Genomic DNA, 19,772 nt, shown 5'->3' on the forward strand with positions numbered 1-19,772 from the left:
GCACGCCCTTGTTGCCCGGTTACTTGGCCGGCCCGATCCAAGCGGTGACCCGTTCAACGACCTCGCGCGTCGAGAACGGTTTGGTGATGTAGTCGTCGGCGCCCAGCGCCAAGCCCTTTTCGCGTTCGATGTCGCGGCCCTTGGCTGTCAGCAGGATGACACGCACCGCCCGCCACTCTGGATTGGCCCGGATGGCCTCGCACACGTCGAAACCGTTGCGCTTCGGCATCATGACGTCGAGGAGCACGAGATCCGGCCGCGCCTTGGCTATCTCCGCGAGCGCCTCCTCGCCATCGCGGGCGAGGCGAACTTCGTAGCCGGCCTTCTTCATCAGGAACTCGAGGGACAGCAGGATGTTGGCCTCGTCGTCGACCACGAGCACGCTTTGCGGCATTGCATCCTCCAGAGGTCGCCTTGCTCGACCGCGCGAGAGCGCGGCAAGCGAAAAGTGCGCTCTGCCCAATTCCGCGCCACCTACCTAGAGCATGATCCCGAAGAGCTTCCCCTCGACGTGGTCGGGGGTGGGTACCGGTTTGCCGAAAGGATCATGCTCAATCAAAAACCTGGGGGTGCGATCGCGAGTCCATCTATTCCCGTCCGCTCTAGCGCAGCAGGTACATGGCGACGACAGCCACAGCTGCTCCGATCGCAGCCCATGTGAACTTGGCACCGAGGCCTTCGATGGGATTCCACTCGAAGTAGCGCTCTTTGTTTTCTTGCCAGATATCCCTTTTCATCGGTTCCTCCGTTTTGCTCTCGCCCTCCCAAAACCTCAGCCGAGCCCCGCCCGATGACACAGCGACCCGCCGATCGTGCAGCAAGTCAAACTGCTGGCCACCAAGGTCGCGCGAACTGACTTTACATCCTCCGCCCCTTCTTGTCCTTGCCCACTCTTTTTCGAATCCTGGACATCCGGCAGGAATGCTGCGGTGCCGGGCGTGCGAGGCGGCCGCATGGCTTTGACCTTCGTTGGACCGGGCAAGTCGCACCTGCAGGAAGGCTTATTTCCACCGGTTGCTGCACCGCGAGAACGCCTGCGCCTTCGAAACGCGGGCCAGCCGTGCTTCATCTTTGGCAGAGAGCGGCTTCGACAGCCCGATCGTGTCAGGGCCGGCGCCTATGAACACCGTCATGGAGCGAGAAGAAAAATTGGCGCTCCCTGGGCATCCGTGATAAGATAATGAATTCAATGCCTTACGGGATTGTTTGGGTTGGAAATGCCTCATTGCGTTTCAAGGCGTTTTGGAATGGCCGCCCAAACTGGAACGAGGGGAAACTTCGACTCATCTTCGATGGTTAAACATTTGAATGATCAGGTGGCGTCTTTGCTGTCCTTCTCGCGCGGCCATCAGGCCATGCTGCCGATCGTGTTTTCAGATTGAGGACGGCGGTTCGCGCTCGCGGGTCGGCGCGCTAGGGTCTCGTAGCCTGATGCTCCCGCAGTTCGTCCCGACGCGTGCGGTACTCCCGTTCCAGCGCCTCGATATGACCCAGGACATTCTCCAACTCCTCGCGCGCGGAGCCGTCCCGCACCTCGCCCAGCCATTGCGCGAATTCCGAGCGCAAGGTGAAAAGAAGTTCAAGGCAGCCGTTCACTTCATGCAGTTCGCGTTCCTGATCCGACACGCTCGCGCCTGACATGTGCCACCACCCTATTTCACCGCCCCCACCGTAAAGCCGGCCACGAAGCGGTCGACGAAGAGATTGTAGATGATTGCGATGGGAACGCTTGCGATCAAGCAGGCGCCCATCATCGAGCCCCAGAAATAGACGTCGCCGCGCACCAGGAAGGTCGGCACGCCGACGCTGACAGTGTAGCTCGATGCGGAGGTGATGAAGGTGACGCCGTAGACGAATTCCTGCGTCACCAGCGTGAAAGCGAAGATAACCGCGGTCAGCACGCCCGCGAGCGAGATCGGCATCACCACCTTGAGGAACGCACCGAGCCGCGAAAGCCCGTCGATCATCGCCGCATCCTCAAGATCGCGTGGGATCGCCTTGAAGAATCCCATAAGCAGCCAGGTGCAGAACGGCACCGTGAAGCTCGGATAGACGAGTACCAAGGACCAAAGCGAATCCTGCAGGCCAAGCGTCGCGATGATGCGCGCGAACGGGATGAACAAGATGGTTGGCGGCACGAGATAGGTGAGGAAGATAGCGATGCCGAGCGTCTGCGCCCAGGGGCCGGTCATGCGCGCCAGCGCGTAGCCCGCCGGCACCGCCAGTACAAGCGTAATAAGAACGACCGCGATCCCCACCACGCCGGTATTGATCAGCCATTGCAGATACTGGGTGTCCTGAAACAGCACGGCGAGATGCTCGAGCGTCGGCGGCTCGTTGAACAGGAACGGGTTCTTGCTGACGTCGTGCAGATCGATCGTGGTCTTGAACGTCGTCATCAGCATCCAATAGAACGGAAATGCGAGGAACGTGATGAAGAAGACCAGGATGCTGGCATGGCCGCCGGCCCTGGCGATGCGCACCAGCTTGAAAGGGCGGCGCGTCATCACGTCACCTCCGAACGCCGCGCAAGCAACAGGAACACGATCGCCACCGCCATCAATACCGGGAACAGGAACAGCGACACCGCCGCACCTCCCGCAAGATCGCCGCCCTGGATGCCTGTGAAGAAGGCCCAGGTTGCGAGCACTTGGGTCTGGTCGTAGGGGCCGCCGCGGGTGAGCAAGAACACCACGATCATGTCGGTGAAGGTGAAGATGATCCCGAACAGCACGGCGACGAGCGTGATCGGCAGCAGCAGCGGGAATGTGATCTGCAAGGTGCGGCGCCAGAAACCGGCGCCGTCGACAGCGGCGGCGTCATGAATGTCCTGGGGAATCGAGGTGAGCCCTGCAAGCAGGATCACGGTGGCGAGCGGCACGATGCGCCAGATCTGCACAACGATGATCGAGGCCATGGCGAGATTGGGCTGGCCAAGCCAGATCGGCCAATCGTTCGGTCCGAGAATGCGCAAGGCCTGCCCGGTCCAGTTGATCACCGAATAGATCGAATCGTAGATCCATAACCAGCCGATTGCACCAAGCGAAATCGGAGCGACCCAAGGCAACAGGATAAGCAGGCGCACCAGCCACTTGCCGCGGAAATCGGCACACAGCGCCATCGCAAGGATATTGGCGAAAACAAGCACGAAGAATTGCGAGACGATCGTGAAGATGAGGGTGTTCTTGAGCGCAGCCCAGAACGTGTTGGATACCACCACACGGCGGAAATTCTCGAGGCCCACGAAGTTCATGCTGCGGCTGCCGACGGTGACATCGGAGACGCTGTAGAACAGCGAGAGAAAAAACGGAAAGCCGACCAGCAATACGATGTAGAGGATCGCTGGCGCGAGCATCAGCGGCCACAACAGGCGCTCGTTGTCGGCAAGCCGCGTGCGCCAGCCCGCTTTCGCAGTGAAGGCGTTAGCGGTTGCCGTCGTCATCGCCCGATCCCGTCGATGTGCCGGCCGCTGTTCCGGTCGAAGCGATGGATCTCGCGCCTGCGCACCACGAAATCGTACCACTCGCCTGCGACGACTTCGGCGCGGATGTTGTTCGGCATCTTCGAGATCACATGCGCCTCGGCCGTCCTGCCTTCGAGCACGCCGTAGACCAGCCGATCGGCGCCCAGATATTCGACGCGGGTGACGCGGAAGGGAAAGCCGATGCTGTCGTCCGAATTGCCTACCTCGCGCGGCAGAAACGCCTCCGGCCGAAAGCCGACATAGGAGGCGCCCTCCTCCACCAGATTCATCGGCGGCGAGCCGATGAAGGTGGCGACGAAGGTGTCCATCGGCTTGCCGTAAATCTCCTGCGGCGTGCCGATCTGGATCACCTTGCCCTGGTTCAGCACTGCAATGCGATCGCCGAGCCCCATGGCTTCGGCCTGATCATGGGTGACGTAAATGGTGGTGGTGGCGAGGTCGCGCTGGAACTGCTTGAGCTCGTCGCGGGCGGAATTCCGCAACTTGGCGTCGAGATTGGACAGAGGCTCGTCGAGCAGGAACACCACCGGTTCACGCACCACCGCGCGTGCGAGCGCCACGCGCTGACGTTCGCCGCCGGAGAGCTGGCGTGGCTTGCGATCGAGGAAGCGCTCGATTCCGAACATGCGCGCGGCCCATTCCACCTTCTTGCGGATCGCGTCCCTTTGCATGCCGATCGCGCGCAGCGGAAACGAGATGTTCTTCGCGACTGTGAGATGCGGATACAGCGCGTAGCTCTGGAACACCATCGCGACATTGCGCGCGCGCGGCGGCAAGTCAGTGACGACGCGGCCGTCGATGACGATGTCGCCCGCAGTCGGCTGTTCGAGTCCGGCGATGAGCCGCATCAACGTGGTCTTGCCGCAGCCGGAGGGGCCGAGCAGGACGAGGAATTCGCCTTCGCGCGCGAGGAGGTCGATGCCGTCGACCGCGCGCACCTCGTCGAAATGCTTCGATATGTGCCGTGCTTCGACCGTCGCCATGAATGCCTCTCGGCTCTCTCGCGTCGGCGTCAAACGGGGCCGGGCCGCCGCCGGGCCCCACCGATCACAATACGCGCGCGATCAGATCATCCCGCGCTCTTTCCACTTTGCCCAGATCGCTTTCATCTTGGTATCGAGCTTCTTCAAGGCGTCTTCGGGCGTCTCCGCGCCGGTCGCCGCCTCGGCGAAGGCGGTGTTGAGCAGCCAGGTCTGGTACGTGTCGGAAATGGGCGCAGTGGAGTAGCCGGGATAGCCAATGTTGGTCGCCCAATCGAGCACGTCCTCGAGCACCGCGTACTTGTCCGGCGGCACCGCCTTCTTGTCGCTGGAGATGAGCTGCTTGAGATCTGGCACGGTCTGAGGGAAGCACGGGAAGTTGTAGAACTCGCTGGCCAGGAAGGCTTCCTTGAAGTTGGCAATGTAGTCGACCAGGAATTTCTGCGCGCCTGGGATATTCTCCGCGAACTTCCAGATCACGTAGCAGTCCATCACATGCTCGAGGCCCATGCGGCGCACAGGACCCTTGGCGGCCTTGGCAACGGCGATCTTCTCGTGAATCGCCATCTTCTGATTCTCTCCGGTGCGCGTCACCGAGATGGCGTTGAGCACCAGCGAGGAGCGTCCGGCGAGCATCTGCCGGTTGTTGGAGGAGGCATCCCAAGCCAGAACTTCTGGCGTCATGCAGTCCTCAAAGAGTCCCTTAACGAAGCGCAGGGCCTCCAGCGTGTTCTTGGAATTGATGGTGAGGTTGCCGGCCTCGTCCTGCTCATGCGCGCCGAATGAATACATGATCGCGCGCATGGCCACGCCGGTGTCGATCTCGGCGGAGAGACCGATGCCGACCGGAATACGGGTCTTCTCCTTGATCTTCTTGCCGCCGACACGAATGTCGTCCCAGGTGTCCGGCTTCATGCCAATGTCACCCCAGAGATCGGTGCGGTAGTTCACCGGGTCCGGCACGTAGCTGTCGGAGAGGGCGAAGTATCTCTTGGTCTTTGGGTTGTATGTGCTCTTGATGCCGAGTTCGATCGCCTTGCCATTCGCCTTTTCGCATTCAGCATAGACGTCGTTCATGGGTACAACCTGATCCTCGAACACCGAAGGCGGCATGAGGAGCATGAAGAGGTCGTGGCCCTTCTGGGCGGATACCTCTGCTGCGGCGCGCGACTCGAGAAGAGCAAGATTAATGTTGTCGACGATCACCTCGGTGTCGTTCTTCTTGCCCCATTCCTTGGTGTAGGTGTTGTTGAACCACCGGTCGTAACCGGGGACGAAGTGGCTCCATTGCAGGATTTTCAGTGTCTTGGCGGCCCGTGCAGGCGTGACATGGAAGAACGGGCCGATAGTTGCGGCGACGCCCGCGGCAGTCGCCGTCTTGATCGCATCGCGGCGCGATAGCCCACGATGAGGCTTCTGGCGTTCCATGGATGTCCTCCCTATCGGTACGTGAGCGGACTGCCGCTCGAGACCCCTTGGCTTGGGTCATTTTCATTCCGGCGCGTCCCTCGAACGGGACGGGCCTTCAGGCAGTGCCAACCGATAATTCCGGACTTGCTCAAATTAATTACGTGTTGAGGATGCTCCTTTCGCCGGTTGCTGACAAGCAACAGCCGACCGCAGACGCACCTGCTGCGGCGCCGCAAGACACGTCTCAAGACACGTCTATTGTCTCTGATGTGGGCCGCGCCAGGCTGCCTCCACCGTGTCACGCGCCCCGCCTCGACGATCACTGTCGATCCAGATGGCGTTGCCGGTTTTGGCCGGGCCATTCGGGAATTCATTCCCCGCTGGGAGATCCCGTTTTGGAAATCCTACATTGGGCCGCATCGAGATCGACGTCCACACCGTCCGCATTATCGGCGACAGATCACGGTGGAGCAGCATCGCTGGACCTGGACCAGCCAAGGCCACTACATCGATTCCTCGCGACTCCCTGATGTCGTCCAGGTAAGGGAGCCTGACCTAACGCTGACTGATGCCGTGAAAGGGGCTGGGTAGCTCTCTGTCCGGCGGGATGCCTGCGCCGTACCGTCGCGAACGTGCTCCCGATTGGGCCGATCGTTCGCAAGTGCAAACAGTGCCCGGTCGCGAACTCGCGGCACCAGTGGTCCACCAGCCGCGCTAATGCAGCCAAGACCTTAGTCTAAATTGTCGTGGGACCACACGATTAGATTTGACTTGCGGCCGAGAGATTCGAAGAATCAAGCTGCAAATTCAAAGCGGTCAGGTCAAACGGCCGAAAGGCCATCTGTGCATCGACGGATGACGAGAGGAGCGAGGTGTCCAGGCTTCTCGAGATAGACAATTTGCAAACCTACTTCTTCTCTGCGGCAGGTGTGGTCAAGGCCGTCGACGGTATCAGCGTCCACGTCGATCAGGGCGAGACGATCGCCGTCGTGGGCGAATCCGGATGCGGCAAGTCCGTCAGCGCGCTCTCGATCCTGCGGCTTGTCGCCGATCCTCCCGGCAGAATCATCGGTGGCAGTATTCGCTTCCAGAACAGGGACCTTCTCAAGCTGAGCGACGAGGAAATCCGCGAGGTCCGAGGCAAGGAAATTGCCATGGTGTTTCAGGAGCCGATGACCTCACTCAATCCGGTCCTGACGATCGGCCGGCAGCTCACCGAGACCATGGAGCAGCACCTCAACATGACCCACGATCAGGCGATCACGCGCGCGATCGAGTTGTTGGGCATGGTGGGGATATCGGATCCGGAGCGTCGCCTGAGGCAGTACCCGCACCACTTCAGCGGCGGTATGCGCCAACGCGTGATGATCGCCATGGCGTTGTGCTGCGAGCCCAAGCTCATCATCGCCGACGAACCGACAACTGCGCTCGACGTGACGGTTCAGGCACAGATTCTCGAGCTGATGAAGGATCTGACCCAGCGTCTGGGCGTGGCGCTGATCATCATCACCCATAATCTCGGTATCGTCGCGCGCTACGCTGACAGGGTCAATGTCATGTACGCGGGCAGGATCATCGAGAGCGGGACTGCACGCGACATCTTTCATCATCCCCATCATCCCTACACGCTGGCGCTGCTGCGTTCGGTGCCGCGCATGGATCGGCCGCGCCAGGCCCGGCTTGATCCGGTGGAAGGACAGCCGCCCGACCTTTCGCGCCTCGGCGCCGGCTGCTCGTTCCACCCGCGCTGCAGCTTTGCCGTGGCGCGCTGCCCAAGCGAGTCGCCTCCGTTCGAGCGGATCGACGGCGGCGATCATCTCGCAGCATGTTGGGAGGCAGCCAAAGTAGCCGGATCGCTGACGAGGCCGTCATGACCCCCATGGAGTCAACCGGCGCGGTATGGCAGAGCGTCCAGGCGGCGGTACAGGTATCGACCGTCGTGGAAGACGTTGCGCTGGAGCATGGGCGACAATCCAAATGGCGCATCGACCTGGCGCCGGAACTGGTCACGATCCGCAACCTGAAGATGCACTTTCCGGTGACCGAGGGCGCTCTCTTCTCCAGAGAGATCGCGCACGTGAAGGCTGTCGATGGCATCAGCTTCACCATCCGCAAAGGTGAGACGCTCGGATTGGTCGGCGAGTCGGGTTGCGGCAAGACCACCACGGGCCGGTGCATCCTGCGGCTCGAGCATCCGACCGGAGGCGAGATCCTGTTCGACGGCAAGAATCTAGTCGACCTCGATCAGAGATCGATGCGGGCCTTGCGGCAGAAGATCCAGGTCATCTTTCAGGATCCTTACAGCTCCCTCAATCCGCGCATGAAGATCGGGGAGATCATTTCCGAGCCGATGAAGGTGCACCGGACCGAACCGACCAAGGCGGCGCGTGATGCGCGCGTCACGGAATTGCTCCGCCTGTGCGGCCTGGATCCCAGGTTTGCCGACCGCTACCCCCACGAGATGAGCGGCGGCCAGCGCCAGCGCGTCGGCATCGCACGCGCCCTTTCGGTTCGCCCGGAATTCATCGTCTGCGACGAGGCGATCTCGGCTTTGGACGTGTCGATTCAGGCGCAGATCGTCAATCTGCTGGAGGATCTGCGGGACCAGTTCGGACTGACCTATCTGTTCATCGCGCACGATCTCAGCATCGTTCGCCACCTCTGTCATCGCATCGCCGTCATGTATCTCGGCAAGATCGTCGAACTGGCGGATTGCGACGAGTTGTACGGCAATCCTCTGCATCCCTATACTCAGGCGCTTCTCGCGGCCGTGCCGGTGCTGGATCCTGACCTGGAGCGGATGCGCGCCCGCCGAATCGTAAAGGGCGAAGTGCCGAGCTCGATGAATCCGCCGAAGGGATGCGTGTTTCATCCGCGCTGCCCGCTTGCTATCGATAGCTGTGCGAAGAACGTCCCGGAGTTCAGAGAACTGCGGCCCGGCCACTGGGTAGCTTGTTCCGTGATCTGAAAGCCCTCGCAAGAAGGGGCGATCGGCCTGGGCAGAAGACCCGGCCCTTGAAGAACAGGAGGAATGTGTTCCAGAGGGAGGAAAGACTATGAACCCTTTAAAATATCTCAAAGCCGTGTCAATCGTGGGTGTCGGCGCGGCAGTTGCCCTCGGCTTCTCCGGGGTTCCAGCCCAGGCTGCACCGAAGCAGGGCGGGATTCTGAACTTTGTCGTGCCGGACGAGCCGCCGAGCTGGGACGGCCACCGCGAGACGACGTTCGCGCTGATCCATCCCTTTGCGCCGTTCTACAGTCTGCTCATCAAGGTCAACCCGGATAATCCGTCCTCATCGACGGACTTCGTCTGCGACCTATGCACGGAAATGCCGACCCCGACCGACGAGGGCAAGACCTACACGTTCAAGATCAAGCAGGGCGTGAAATTCCACGATGGAACGCTATTGACGGCGCACGACATCGTCGCGTCGTTCAGAAAGATCATCTTCCCGCCGGAGGGCACGACCAGCGCGCGCGTCGCCTATTTCGTCATGGTCGAGAGCGTCAGCGCGGCGGACGACCACACCGTCGTGTTCAAGCTCAAGTATCCATCGGGCGCCTTCATCCCGGCGCTCGCAACGCCGTATAACTTCATCTACTCGAAGGCAAAGCTCGAAAAGGACCTTCGCTGGTACGAGACCAACGTCATGGGATCGGGGCCATTCAAGTTCGTGGCAAGAGAGGCAGGCGCCTACGTGCGCGGCGAGCGCAACAAGGGCTACCACGTTCCCGGGCAGCCTTATCTCGACGGCTTCGAGGCGATCTTCTCCAACAAGCAGGCGGTGCAGGTGCAAGCGGTCCGCGGCGACCGGGCCGCAATCCAGTTCCGCGGCTTCCCGCCGAAAAGCCGTGACGACCTCATCGCGGCGCTCGGCAACGAGATCACGGTGCAGGAGAGTGACTGGAACTGCGTGCTCCTGTTCACCCCCAATCACAAGAAAAAGCCATTCGATGATGCCCGCGTTCGCCGCGCGCTGACGCTGGCGGTCGACCGCTGGGGCGGATCCCAGAGCCTTTCACGCATCGCGATCGTCAAGGCTGTCGGTGGTGTCGTGTTCCCCGGTCACCCGCTGGCGGCAACGAAGGCGGAGCTCGAACAGATCCCGGGCTTTTGGCGGGACATCAACAAGTCGCGTGCCGAGGCCAAGCGGCTGCTGCAGGAGGCCGGTGTCCCGGACCTGAAGTTCGTGCTGTGGAATCGCGCCGTCGATCAGCCCTACACGATCGTGGGCACCTGGCTCATCGACCAGTGGCGGCAGATCGGCGTGACGGTCGAGCAGAAGATGGAGCCGACGGGCCCATTCTACGCGCGCCTCAGGTCGGCTGAGTTCGACGTGACGGTCGACTTCAACTGCCAGTCGGTCATCAATCCGCTGCTCGACGTCGGCAAGTTCCTGTCGGAGGACATCGGCAACGAAAGCTACGGCGCATACATCGATCGCGACCTCGACAAGATCTTCGAGGCGATGAACCGCACCTCCGACGAGACCGAGCAGCGCAAGCTGATGCGGCAGTTCGAGAAGCGTGTGCTCGATGAGCAGGCACACTCGTTCGTCACGCTCTGGTGGAACCGGATCATCCCTCACCGGTCCTATGTGAAGGGCTGGAAGGTCAGTCCGAGCCACTACCTCAATCAGGATCTCGCGAACGTATGGCTCGACAAGTAGCCGTCCGGTAGGCGGCGGTTTCCCAGTCTTCTGCCTTGCCCAGGCAGTGATCGAGAAGTCCGCAAACGAGTGCAACAGGGATCATGTACCAGTACATCCTGAAGCGGCTCCTGTTGATGATTCCGACGCTGCTCGGCGCGGCGCTGCTCGTGTTCATCCTGCTACGGCTGGTACCGGGCGACGTCTGTATGCTGCGCATGACAGGTGGGGCCGGGTACGTCGATCCCAAGGCGATCGATCTCTGCCGCAGCGAGCTCGGCCTTGATCGCTCCTATGCCGTGCAGTTCCTGACCTTCATCTGGGACTTCGTCCGGTTCGACTTCGGCAAGTCGATGTGGACCGGACGCCCGATTGTGGAGGAGGTCCGACTCCGCTTCGAGCTCTCGCTGCAGATCGCGATCATGGCCACGCTCACCGCCATCCTGCTCGCGATCCCGCTCGGCACGATCTCCGCGGTCAAGCAGAACACCTGGATCGACTACGTGGTTCGGGCCTTCAGTATCGCCGGGATCGCGATGCCTTCCTTCTGGCTTGGCGTCCTGATCATCCTCGGCTTGCTGATCACCACAAAGTCGGTGTTCGGAGCTCCCTGGATGCCACCGATCAAATATGTGCCGATCTGGGTCGACCCCTTGTACAACCTGAGCATGACCATCTTCCCGGCGCTCGCCACCGGCTACCGCTACTCCGCCGTTGCGACACGCATGACGCGCTCGGCGCTGCTCGAAGTGCTGCGCGAGGACTACGTCCGCACGGCCCGCGCCAAGGGACTCGTGCATCAGCTCATCATCCGCCGGCATGCGCTTGGAAACGCGCTTTTGCCGGTGGTCACGATCATCGGCATTGAATTCGCGTTCCTGATGGGCGGACTGGTGGTCACCGAGCAGGTGTTCAACCTCAACGGTCTCGGCAAGCTATTCGTCGCTTCCGTGACCAATCAAGATTACGCCATGACCCAGGCGCTGGTCATGCTGGTGGCGACGATCTTCGTCGTCACCAACTTCGTGGTGGATATCATCTACGCGTGGCTCGACCCGCGGATCCGGTACAAATGATGGCAGGAACCAGAGATCTTGCATGACTGTCGCGACCGACCTCGGAACAAGAATCGAGCTGACGGAAGAGCTCAAGCCACAGAGCAGGCTTGCGGCCATTGCCCGGTTCGCACGCCGCAATCCGCTCGGTGCCGCCGGCGCCGCAGTGATCGTCGTCATGGTGGTAGTTGCGGCGCTTGCCGACTTGATCGCCCCTTACAACCCGGTCGCCAACGCTTTCGACCGCATGCATGAGCCGCCGAGTCTCGAGAACTGGCTCGGCACGGACCAGTTCGGACGCGACGTGTTCTCGCGCATCGTCTACGGCGCGCGCACGGCCCTGCTGGTCGGATTTGCGTCGTCGTTCGTCGGCGCCACCTTCGGCCTGGTGCTCGGCGTCGCGAGCGCCTATTTCGGCGGCAAGATCGATCTGATCTTGCAGCGCATCATCGACATCTTCATGGCGTTCCCGCTGATCATCATGGCGCTCGCCGTGATCGCAATCTTCGGGACGGGTGCACAGAACGTGATCATCGCGATCACCATACCGTTCATTCCGCGCTGCGCCCGCGTCGTGCGTTCGAGTGCGCTGGCGATCCGCGAGCTCCCGTACATCGACGCTGCTCGCGCCAACGGATTTAGCCACAGCCGCATCATTCTGCGGCACATGGTTCCGAATGTCATGGCGCCGTTTCTTATCATGATCACCGCCTTCGTGGGGCAGGCAATCCTGCTTGAAGCATCGCTTTCCTATCTCGGTCTCGGCGTGCAGGAGCCGACGCCGGCCTGGGGCCTGATGCTTCAGGGCGGCGCCGAGGAATACGCTGAGAGCGCCCCCTGGATAGCCATCTTCCCGGGCATCGCCATCAGTCTTGCGGTGTTCGGCTTCAGCCTCTTCGGTGATGCGCTGCGCGACGAGCTCGATCCCAGGCTGCGATCGCAGTAAAATAGGGGTTACGTCTCTGAGCCGCGCAGTGCGCGGCGACGCGCCCAACCCACTACCGGGGAGCGCTGTTTTGCTTTCGCCATGCAGCTTAATCATCGGCGGGCCAGACTGTCGATCCTAACTTGCTAGTCTAGTGGACTGAAATCAGCTCAAAAGCCGTCAGCCGAGAGCGCCCTCAATGCCTGTGGCGGCCCGGGGACGGTTTGACGTCAGTGACTTCTGCCTCTTCGAAGCGCAACATCGCGATCACGCGGTCGCGCACGGCGCCGCGCAGATCGATCTGCACTGCCCAGTCGCCGTGCATCTCGAGCTTGAGGCGGGCCTGATAAGCGCCCTTCTCCGCCTGCTCGGTCGCTTTCACGGGGCGCACGTTGTGCATGCCGGGCATCGAGGGCATGTCCGCTCCAACGGATACGGTCAGCCCCGAGAGCGGTTCGCCGGAGCGCGCGTTCGCAAGCTTGATGGTGCAGTCGTACTCCAGCACCTGCCCGGCCGAGACGCAGGTCACGACGGCCTTGGCGCGCACCTGGCCGTGCGCGGCTTGCGGATAACCGGCCATCAGGGCCGCCACGGCAGCAAGCATGCAAACGATCGTTCTCATCGCGGTCCTCGTCTGGTTCGGGTCGATCCGGATAACGTGTTCCGGAACAATCGGCCAACTCCGTGCACCAGTCGCTCATCAAGCAGGCCGCGTGGACGAACGATCAGCAGCAACGCAACCAGACCGCCGAAAATGATCATGCGGTATCCCGCAAACAGTCGCACCGATTCGAGGAGACCGACGTCGATGAAGACCCCGAGCAACGGCCCGAGCGCAGTGCCGAGCCCGCCGATCAGACCATAGGCAAGGGAATGCACCCCGAGCATGACATCGAAGGTTCGCGGCTCCACATAGGTGGTCAGATGGGCATAGAGGCCGCCGCCGATCGCGGCGAGCGCGCCGGCCATGCCAGCTGCGAGTACCTTGTAGCGGGCGACCGCAATCCCCTGCAGCGAGGCAAGCGTCGCATCCTCACCGATCATGCGGAAGATGACACCAAGCCGCGAGCGTTCGAGCAGCATGAAGCCTCCGAGCGTGATCGCCAGCACCGCATAGATCAGCATCATGAAATCGAAGGGTTCGATGTTGTGATCGAAGATATAGCGGATATTGCGAAAGCCCTCGGTGCCATTGGGCCCGACCGGTTCGCCGTCGATCTCAATCTGATAACGCACCAGCTCGAACAGGATTCGCACCATCTCGGCGAACGCAAGCGTCGCGATCGAGAACTGAAGTCCACGAAGCCGCAACGTCGGGACCCCGAGCGACACGGCGCAAGCTGCGCCCGCCGCTGCGCCCCAGGCAATGCCCAGCGGAAGCGGCCATCCCCACATCGCGGTAGCCACGCCGGCCGAATACGCGCCGATCGCAAAGAACGCCTGCTGGCCGAAGGAGATTTCGCCGGTGAGCAGCAGCAGATAGGCCGACAGCGCGACGAACGAGATGACGCCGATGTTGGACAATACGCTGACCAGATAATCGTCCATCGGTCACACCCTGTGCGACAACTCGACGTCGGCCGTGCGGCCGAGCAGGCCGCCCGGACGCGCCACAAGGAAAGCGAACAGCACGAAATAGGCAAACAAATCGCGCACCTGCGGCCCGAACAGCCAGTGGCTGTGCACCTCGACCACGCCGAGCAGCAGTCCGCCGAGCAGCGCGCCGGGTATCGATCCGAGGCCGCCGATCATCATCGCGATCAGGCCCTTGAGAGTTGCCCACATGCCGAACATCGGCGTCACCTGCTGATCCACCGCCAGCACCAGAAAGCCGGCCACGCCGCCGATGGCTGATGCCGCGGCGAACGCCAGCATGACCGAGCGCTTGACGTCGACGCCGACAAGGTTCGCCGCAATCGGGTTGGCGATCACCGCGCGCAGGCCAAGGCCGAAGCGCGTGCGATAGAGCGCGAGCTGCACGACAGCGGCGAGCAGGAGCGCGCCCGCCAGCATGATCAGGTGGTCGGGGCGAACGAGCAATGGACCGATCTCGAGCGCGAGACCGGTCGCAAGCGGCGGAAACGGGTAGGTGTGACGCGGCAGGACCAGAACCGCCGCCTGCTCCAGTTGCATCCAGATCGCAAAACTCGACACCATCGAGGCGATCCCGGCACCGGCCTTCATCGGTGCGAAGCAGAGCCGCTCCACGTAGATGCCGGAGATCACCGCTCCGGCGACAACGCCGGCGGCGACCACGAGCAGCCCGGCGCCAAAGTCCAGATAGAGCACGGTACCGAAATAGGCGCCGATCATGACGGTGGGCCCGTAGGACAGGTTGAGACGCCGCATGACGCCGAAGATAACGGTGAAGCCGAGCGCGAGCAGCCCGTATGACGAGCCGATCATCACGCCGTCGATCGTATTCTGGATGAAATCGATCATCGGCTCCTGACCTGCCGGCTCATCCGGCGGCGCGGCGGGTACCGAGATAAGCCCGCTGGATCACCTCGTCCTCCGCCAGCTGACCGGGCGTGCCCCGGAAGGTGACTCGGCCCTGCTCCATCAGGAAAAACTGGTGCGCCACCTTCAGGGCCATGTGCGCATTCTGCTCCACCAGAAGAATGGTGGTGCCATCGCGATTGAGCGAGGCGACAATGTCGAAGATCTCCGCCACGATAAGGGGCGCGAGGCCGAGCGACGGCTCGTCCATCAACAGCACACGCGGGCGCGACATCAATGCGCGAGCAACCGCCAGCATCTGCTGTTCGCCGCCGGACAGCGTGCCAGCAGCCTGTTCCCTCCGCTCCTTCAGTCTCGGAAAGCGTACGTACATGCGTTCGATATCGGCGGCGATCTCGCTCTTGTCCCTGCGCTGGTATGCCCCCGCCAGCAGGTTCTCGCGCACCGACATCTCCGGGAAGACCAGCCGGTTCTCCGGCACCAGCGCGACACCGCGCGAGACAATTTTCGCGGGCGACAGACCGACCAGTTCGGTGCCTTCGAGCTTGATCGAGCCGCGGCGGGGCCTGAGAATTCCGGCGATGGTCATCATCAAGGTCGTCTTGCCGGCGCCGTTCGGTCCGAGCAGGCAGGTGATCTTCCCGCCCTCGGCCTGCAGCGACACGCCCTTGAGCGCTTCGATCTTACCGTAAGTCGTGACCAGGTCCGACACGTTCAGCATGATTTCACCTCACCGCGTGCCGAGATAGGCTTCGCGCACGGCCGCATCGTCTTGCACGGCAGCCGGCGTCCCCTCGGCGATCTTGCGGCCGAAGTTCAGAACGGCGATCCGGTCGGCGACCGACATGACCAGCTCGACGTGATGCTCGATCAACAGGACCGTGAACCCGTCATCGCGCATCTTGCGGATGCGGGCATCGAGCTGATCCACCTCCTCGGCATTCATGCCCGCCGCCGGCTCGTCGAGCAGCAGCAGGCTGGGCCTGGCGGAAATGGCGCGGGCAAATTCCAGCCGCCGCTGCTCGCCAAAGGAAAGATTGGCGGCGAGTTCGTGGCGCTTGTGCGCAAGGTCGAAGAATTCGAGCGTTCGCTCGATTTCCGCCTGCACGCCTGCGGAGCCGCCGAACCAGCGCTTGAAGAACATTTCCTGGCGCTGCAGGCGGGAATTCTGCGCGACCCAGAGGTTCTGCCAGACCGACAGTTGCCCGAATAGCCGGATATTCTGAAAGGTTCGTGCAATGCCAAGGCTCACCCGCGCATGGGACGGCAGGTCCGAGATATCGTCGCCGTTGAAGAGAATCCGGCCCGAGGTCAATGGAAGCAGGCCGGAGACCAGGTTGACGATCGTGCTCTTGCCGGAGCCGTTCGGTCCGATCAGGCCCAGGATCTCACCGCGCTTCACGGTCAGATCGATTCCGTCCACCGCGTGGACGCCGCCGAAGTATTTGGCGATGCCCTGAAGGTCAAGCACCGGAGCCCTCCTTCCCTGCGAACAGCATCCGTTTCAGGGAGGCGACGCCGCCTGCGTCGAGAAAGCCGCGCGGCCGCAGGTTCATTGCCAGCACGATCAGCGCGCCGAACAGCAGATTGCGCCAATCGCCGAGAAAGCGCAGGCCCTCGATCAGGAAGCCCTGGATGAAGATGACGGCAAGCAGCGTGCCGAACACGTTCGAAAGCCCGCCGAGGATCGGATAGGCGATGGCGAATGTCGCGAGAATAACGCCGAACTGCACATGCTCGATATGCGTCGTATAGTGCGCGAAGATGCCGCCGCCGATTCCGGCGATGACGCCGCCGATGGTCATGGCTAATACCTTCACCGCCGTGACGTTGATGCCGGAGCTGTGCGCCGCTACCTCGTCTTCGCCGACCGCGCGCATCACGGCGCCGGCGCGCGATTGATCGAGCCACCATAGGCATGCCATCACGATCGCTACCATCAGCCAGATAAACATGAGGACGTCGAAGGTGGACCAGCCATGCTCCGGGAAGTAGCGGATCTGGCGAAAACCTTCGGCGCCGTGCGGACCGATCTTCAGCTCGCCCGCCTGGATCTGGTAGGTGAAATTAAAGAAGAACAGACGCACGGCCTCGCCGAAGGCGAGCGTGGCGACCACCAGCATCAATCCTTTCACGCGCAGCGCCGGGAAGCCGACGGCGCAGGCGGTCAGGCCGGAGACAACGGCGGAAACGCCGAGCGCGGCAAACAGATGCCACTTGAAGATGACGGTGAGGATCGCCGCAACATAGGCGCCGACGGCGAAGAAGGCCGCCTGTGCCAGGCTCACCTGGCCGGTGAGCAGGACGCAATAGGCCGAGAGCCCCAGCAGCGTATGGACGCCGATGACCTGCGCAAGACCGAGATAGAAATCCATGCCTGCCTCTCTCAGTCGCGCCCGGGCGCCCTGGCGAAGATGCCTCCCGGCCGGAACACGAGGAAGGCGAACAAAAGCATCATAATGTAGAGGTCCCGTTCGGTCACACCGCGCAGGAACTGGAACAGGCTCTCCAGCCCGCCCACGATCAGACCGGCGATGATCGCCCCAGGTATGCTGCCGAGGCCGCCGATCACGGTGACAATCAGGCCCTTGACCGTGAGCGGCTGAGCCAACAGCGGCGAGAGCATGCCGATCGCCGCGCCGCTCATGGCGCCGGCAATGCCGCCCAGCATGCCGGTGACCACGAAGGTCAGGACGTTCACTTGCAAGATGCTGATGCCGCAGAGCTGCGAGGCGATCGGCTGCTGCGAGACGGCGCGCGTGGCGATGCCCAGCCTGGTCCGATAAAGCAGCAGCAGGAACAGCACCATGCAGGCGCAACCAAGCACGAAGACGAACATCAGGTCGCCGCGCAGCATGAACGGGCCGAGCCGGATGACCACGTCCGAGTACAGCGCCGGATAGGCCAGCGGCACGCCTTGGGTCGTGTGCACGATAATCTCGTCAATCAGCAACAACAGGCCGACAGTCGACATCAAGGTGGCCAGCGGATTGGCCACGGGGATGAACTTGAAGCCGATGAAATAGACGAGCGCGCCGATCACCCCGCCGCACAGCGCCGCGGCCATGAAGACGATGATGGCCGGCGCGGCGGTGAAGCCGCCGAGAAGCAACAGGCTTCCGTAGGCAGCGCCGATCGACGCTGCGGCATAGGAAAGGTTGATCTTGTGCATCACACCGAAGATGAGCGTGAAACCAATTCCAAGCAGCGCGTAGGTGGAGCCGAACAGCAACCCGTCGGCGACGGACTGCACGGCATCGATCAGATCAAGCAGGTCCACTGCGGCGCCCCCACACTACAGGGTCAAGGTTGACAGGAGGCGGCGGGCCGGTCGGCCCGCCGCCTCATTGACAGCGATCACGACGAAGGCTTGTGGAGGACTTGCCAGCTCCCGTCCTTCGCATGCACGTATAGGTATGGCTTGATCGCTTCGCGGTCGTTGGTGCGTCCGACGCTGCCGAGCAACCCTTTTGTTTCCTTCAACGCGGCCAGCCCCTGACGCATCTTGGTACGGTCGGCCTGCACGGTATCGGGCTTCGCCATGATCTTCTGGCTTTCGATCACGTCCTTTAGGATGAACATGATCTCGTAGGCCGCCGCGCTGTGCAGATCCATGCTGCCGCCTTGCTTGGAAACATTCTCCGCCGCGGCTTTCGCCTCCGGGGTGACGGGTGCAAAACTGGTCGGAATGATGATGCCCTCCGCCTGCTTGGCGCAACCCTGCAGCGTCTCGATACTGGAGGAACTGGTCAGGCCGATCAGGAGTTTCGGCTTCACGCCTTGGCGGTCCATCTCGCGCAGCACCCCGCAAGTTGTGAACGGGTGGGCGGAAATGGCGACGATCTCCGGATTGGTACGGCGCATTTCGCGTACCTGCGTCGAGAAGTTCGTGTCATTCAGCAGCCATTCGCCGGTCCCGAGCAGCTGGAAGCCGTTCTCCTCGGCCTGCTTCTTCATGACGCCGTAGGTGGCATTCGAATGCGCAAAGTCCTTTTCGACGCCGCCATAGATCGTCTTCAGATTGGGGTGCTCCCGCTTCAGCCATGCGAACAGCGATTTGTACATTTCGAGCTCGCTCGGGACGTTGCGAAACGCCCACTCGGAAATCGCAGCGAGGCCGCCCTTGGCAGCGACGTCGGCGAACACGGGAAATTGCAGCCCGCTGTCGGAGGTATCGCCTACCTTCTTCTGCAGAATGCCGAAAAGCGACTCGGCAACGTTCGAGCAGGTCGGTCCGACTGCCACAAAGGCATCCGACGAAGCGATGCGGCGGATGACGGAGATCCCCTCTTCGGCATTGCAGCGGTCATCGAGGAATTCGACCGAAAGCTTCGCTTTCGCGCCGTCGCCCAGGGTGACGCCGCCCGCCTTGTTGATCTCCTCGGCGGCCGCCTTCATGGCCGCCTCGCTGTTGACGCCGAACACGCGGACGACGCCGGATTTGGCGCCGAAGCCGGTGATCTTGACTGTACGCTCCTGCGCTAAAGCGCCGCCCGAAAGACCGGTCATCGTGCCGGCAAGCAGCGCGGCCGCCGCAACATTGACAATTCTCATGGTGCCTCCTCCTGCTGAAAAGCGGGCGGTTTTCCGCCTCCTTGTGGTTGAGAATTTGCAAAGTCGGTCCCGCGTCGCACCCCCTGTGCTTGACCGTCCGCGGACACTGGTGAGCCTGAGGAATGTCACGCCCGTTTGCAAGTCCCTTGTCTTCCAGCCCAGGCTTATGCCGTGCCGCAGCAATCGAATGGCAGGCGAGCCGGCGGCCATCCAACACGACGGGCCGGCCTGTTCGGTGGCTCCCGTTCTTGAAGC

Annotated in this window: 21 protein-coding genes; 6 read left to right on the top strand and 15 right to left on the bottom strand. The window is 62.1% G+C overall.

All coding sequences use genetic code 11. The annotated features are described in order from the left end of the window. Positions 1-19: 19 nt before the first annotated feature. Both V1273_RS26095 and V1273_RS26100 read right to left on the bottom strand, forming a co-directional pair. On the bottom strand, positions 20-394 hold the full coding sequence (locus V1273_RS26095; protein WP_334364112.1) for a response regulator transcription factor: 375 nt from the start codon (positions 392-394) through the stop codon (positions 20-22). Positions 395-602: 208 nt separating this feature from the next. After that, on the bottom strand, positions 603-737 hold the full coding sequence (locus tag V1273_RS26100) for a hypothetical protein (protein ID WP_334364113.1): 135 nt from the start codon (positions 735-737) through the stop codon (positions 603-605). 510 nt (positions 738-1,247) lie between these two features. Between V1273_RS26100 and V1273_RS26105 the strand changes: the two genes are divergently transcribed. After that, positions 1,248-1,382 carry a hypothetical protein gene (locus V1273_RS26105; RefSeq protein WP_334381111.1) on the top strand — a complete coding sequence of 45 codons (135 nt, stop codon included), beginning with the start codon at positions 1,248-1,250 and terminating at the stop codon, positions 1,380-1,382. Positions 1,383-1,413: 31 nt separating this feature from the next. Here the strand turns inward: V1273_RS26105 and V1273_RS26110 are convergent, their stop codons facing one another. The 5 genes from V1273_RS26110 to V1273_RS26130 form a co-directional block, all read right to left on the bottom strand. Further along, positions 1,414-1,641 (bottom strand): hypothetical protein, encoded by a 228-nt coding sequence (locus tag V1273_RS26110; protein WP_334411360.1) that lies wholly within the window; start codon positions 1,639-1,641, stop codon positions 1,414-1,416. Between the two features lie 11 nt (positions 1,642-1,652). After that, positions 1,653-2,507 carry a carbohydrate ABC transporter permease gene (locus V1273_RS26115; protein ID WP_334411361.1) on the bottom strand — a complete coding sequence of 285 codons (855 nt, stop codon included), beginning with the start codon at positions 2,505-2,507 and terminating at the stop codon, positions 1,653-1,655. Then, complete coding sequence (locus V1273_RS26120) at positions 2,507-3,442, bottom strand: carbohydrate ABC transporter permease (protein ID WP_334411362.1); 936 nt, start codon at positions 3,440-3,442, stop codon at positions 2,507-2,509. Before V1273_RS26120 ends, V1273_RS26115 begins: the two co-directional genes overlap by 1 nt. Then, complete coding sequence (locus V1273_RS26125; RefSeq protein WP_334381107.1) at positions 3,439-4,467, bottom strand: ABC transporter ATP-binding protein; 1,029 nt, start codon at positions 4,465-4,467, stop codon at positions 3,439-3,441. Before V1273_RS26125 ends, V1273_RS26120 begins: the two co-directional genes overlap by 4 nt. 81 nt (positions 4,468-4,548) lie before the next feature. Then, positions 4,549-5,892 (bottom strand): extracellular solute-binding protein, encoded by a 1,344-nt coding sequence (locus tag V1273_RS26130; protein ID WP_334411363.1) that lies wholly within the window; start codon positions 5,890-5,892, stop codon positions 4,549-4,551. Positions 5,893-6,746: 854 nt separating this feature from the next. Here V1273_RS26130 and V1273_RS26135 point away from each other — a divergent pair. The 5 genes from V1273_RS26135 to V1273_RS26155 all read left to right on the top strand — a co-directional run bounded on the left by V1273_RS26135 (position 6,747) and on the right by V1273_RS26155 (position 12,524). After that, the gene (locus V1273_RS26135) at positions 6,747-7,748 is read left to right on the top strand and encodes an ABC transporter ATP-binding protein (RefSeq protein ID WP_334411364.1); all 1,002 of its coding nucleotides are present in this window, start codon (positions 6,747-6,749) and stop codon (positions 7,746-7,748) included. A 152-nt stretch (positions 7,749-7,900) separates the two neighbouring features. Beyond that, entirely contained in the window at positions 7,901-8,842 is a 942-nt protein-coding gene (locus V1273_RS26140; protein WP_442894169.1) for an ABC transporter ATP-binding protein, read from the top strand. An 88-nt stretch (positions 8,843-8,930) separates the two neighbouring features. Continuing rightward, positions 8,931-10,544, top strand: coding sequence for an ABC transporter substrate-binding protein (locus V1273_RS26145; protein WP_334411365.1), 1,614 nt, complete (start codon positions 8,931-8,933; stop codon positions 10,542-10,544). Positions 10,545-10,627: 83 nt separating this feature from the next. Further along, positions 10,628-11,599, top strand: a complete 972-nt coding sequence (locus V1273_RS26150) for an ABC transporter permease (RefSeq protein WP_334364122.1) — start codon at positions 10,628-10,630, stop codon at positions 11,597-11,599. A gap of 22 nt (positions 11,600-11,621) precedes the next feature. Then, positions 11,622-12,524, top strand: a complete 903-nt coding sequence (locus V1273_RS26155) for an ABC transporter permease (protein WP_334364123.1) — start codon at positions 11,622-11,624, stop codon at positions 12,522-12,524. Positions 12,525-12,699: 175 nt separating this feature from the next. Here V1273_RS26155 and V1273_RS26160 read toward each other — a convergent pair whose 3' ends face one another. The 8 genes from V1273_RS26160 to V1273_RS26195 form a co-directional block, all read right to left on the bottom strand. After that, positions 12,700-13,125: a FixH family protein gene (locus V1273_RS26160; RefSeq protein WP_334364124.1), complete on the bottom strand. Its 426-nt coding sequence runs from the start codon at positions 13,123-13,125 to the stop codon at positions 12,700-12,702. Further along, complete coding sequence (locus V1273_RS26165; protein ID WP_334364125.1) at positions 13,122-14,051, bottom strand: branched-chain amino acid ABC transporter permease; 930 nt, start codon at positions 14,049-14,051, stop codon at positions 13,122-13,124. The genes V1273_RS26160 and V1273_RS26165 overlap by 4 nt, the downstream gene beginning before the upstream one ends. Before the next feature lie 3 nt (positions 14,052-14,054). Beyond that, positions 14,055-14,945, bottom strand: a complete 891-nt coding sequence (locus V1273_RS26170; RefSeq protein WP_334364126.1) for a branched-chain amino acid ABC transporter permease — start codon at positions 14,943-14,945, stop codon at positions 14,055-14,057. A 19-nt stretch (positions 14,946-14,964) separates the two neighbouring features. Next, on the bottom strand, positions 14,965-15,684 hold the full coding sequence (locus V1273_RS26175) for an ABC transporter ATP-binding protein (RefSeq protein WP_334411366.1): 720 nt from the start codon (positions 15,682-15,684) through the stop codon (positions 14,965-14,967). Between the two features lie 9 nt (positions 15,685-15,693). Beyond that, on the bottom strand, positions 15,694-16,434 hold the full coding sequence (locus tag V1273_RS26180) for an ABC transporter ATP-binding protein (RefSeq protein ID WP_334364128.1): 741 nt from the start codon (positions 16,432-16,434) through the stop codon (positions 15,694-15,696). Next, positions 16,427-17,338 carry a branched-chain amino acid ABC transporter permease gene (locus V1273_RS26185; protein WP_334381098.1) on the bottom strand — a complete coding sequence of 304 codons (912 nt, stop codon included), beginning with the start codon at positions 17,336-17,338 and terminating at the stop codon, positions 16,427-16,429. The genes V1273_RS26180 and V1273_RS26185 overlap by 8 nt, the downstream gene beginning before the upstream one ends. A gap of 11 nt (positions 17,339-17,349) precedes the next feature. Next, a complete protein-coding gene (locus V1273_RS26190) occupies positions 17,350-18,243 on the bottom strand; it encodes a branched-chain amino acid ABC transporter permease (RefSeq protein WP_334381097.1) in 894 nt (297 codons plus the stop codon). Positions 18,244-18,320: 77 nt separating this feature from the next. Further along, on the bottom strand, positions 18,321-19,517 hold the full coding sequence (locus tag V1273_RS26195) for an ABC transporter substrate-binding protein (protein ID WP_334381096.1): 1,197 nt from the start codon (positions 19,515-19,517) through the stop codon (positions 18,321-18,323). Positions 19,518-19,772 lie beyond the last annotated feature (255 nt).

Origin of the sequence: Bradyrhizobium sp. AZCC 1721 (genome assembly GCF_036924715.1) — a bacterium.
GTDB lineage: Bacteria > Pseudomonadota > Alphaproteobacteria > Rhizobiales > Xanthobacteraceae > Bradyrhizobium.

Bases quoted from the DNA above. Each gene is read 5' to 3' on its own strand.
- V1273_RS26140 (WP_442894169.1), top strand. From the start codon at position 7,901: ATGCACTTTCCGGTGACCGAGGGCGCTCTCTTCTCCAGAGAGATCGCG.
- V1273_RS26165 (WP_334364125.1), bottom strand. From the start codon at position 14,051: ATGGACGATTATCTGGTCAGCGTATTGTCCAACATCGGCGTCATCTCG.
- V1273_RS26120 (WP_334411362.1), bottom strand. From the start codon at position 3,442: ATGACGACGGCAACCGCTAACGCCTTCACTGCGAAAGCGGGCTGGCGC.
- V1273_RS26100 (WP_334364113.1), bottom strand. From the start codon at position 737: ATGAAAAGGGATATCTGGCAAGAAAACAAAGAGCGCTACTTCGAGTGG.
- V1273_RS26155 (WP_334364123.1), top strand. From the start codon at position 11,622: ATGACTGTCGCGACCGACCTCGGAACAAGAATCGAGCTGACGGAAGAG.
- V1273_RS26115 (WP_334411361.1), bottom strand. From the start codon at position 2,507: ATGACGCGCCGCCCTTTCAAGCTGGTGCGCATCGCCAGGGCCGGCGGC.
- V1273_RS26170 (WP_334364126.1), bottom strand. From the start codon at position 14,945: ATGATCGATTTCATCCAGAATACGATCGACGGCGTGATGATCGGCTCG.
- V1273_RS26195 (WP_334381096.1), bottom strand. From the start codon at position 19,517: ATGAGAATTGTCAATGTTGCGGCGGCCGCGCTGCTTGCCGGCACGATG.
- V1273_RS26110 (WP_334411360.1), bottom strand. From the start codon at position 1,641: ATGTCAGGCGCGAGCGTGTCGGATCAGGAACGCGAACTGCATGAAGTG.
- V1273_RS26145 (WP_334411365.1), top strand. From the start codon at position 8,931: ATGAACCCTTTAAAATATCTCAAAGCCGTGTCAATCGTGGGTGTCGGC.
- V1273_RS26185 (WP_334381098.1), bottom strand. From the start codon at position 17,338: ATGGATTTCTATCTCGGTCTTGCGCAGGTCATCGGCGTCCATACGCTG.
- V1273_RS26095 (WP_334364112.1), bottom strand. From the start codon at position 394: ATGCCGCAAAGCGTGCTCGTGGTCGACGACGAGGCCAACATCCTGCTG.
- V1273_RS26130 (WP_334411363.1), bottom strand. From the start codon at position 5,892: ATGGAACGCCAGAAGCCTCATCGTGGGCTATCGCGCCGCGATGCGATC.
- V1273_RS26160 (WP_334364124.1), bottom strand. From the start codon at position 13,125: ATGAGAACGATCGTTTGCATGCTTGCTGCCGTGGCGGCCCTGATGGCC.
- V1273_RS26150 (WP_334364122.1), top strand. From the start codon at position 10,628: ATGTACCAGTACATCCTGAAGCGGCTCCTGTTGATGATTCCGACGCTG.
- V1273_RS26175 (WP_334411366.1), bottom strand. From the start codon at position 15,684: ATGCTGAACGTGTCGGACCTGGTCACGACTTACGGTAAGATCGAAGCG.
- V1273_RS26105 (WP_334381111.1), top strand. From the start codon at position 1,248: ATGGCCGCCCAAACTGGAACGAGGGGAAACTTCGACTCATCTTCGATG.
- V1273_RS26125 (WP_334381107.1), bottom strand. From the start codon at position 4,467: ATGGCGACGGTCGAAGCACGGCACATATCGAAGCATTTCGACGAGGTG.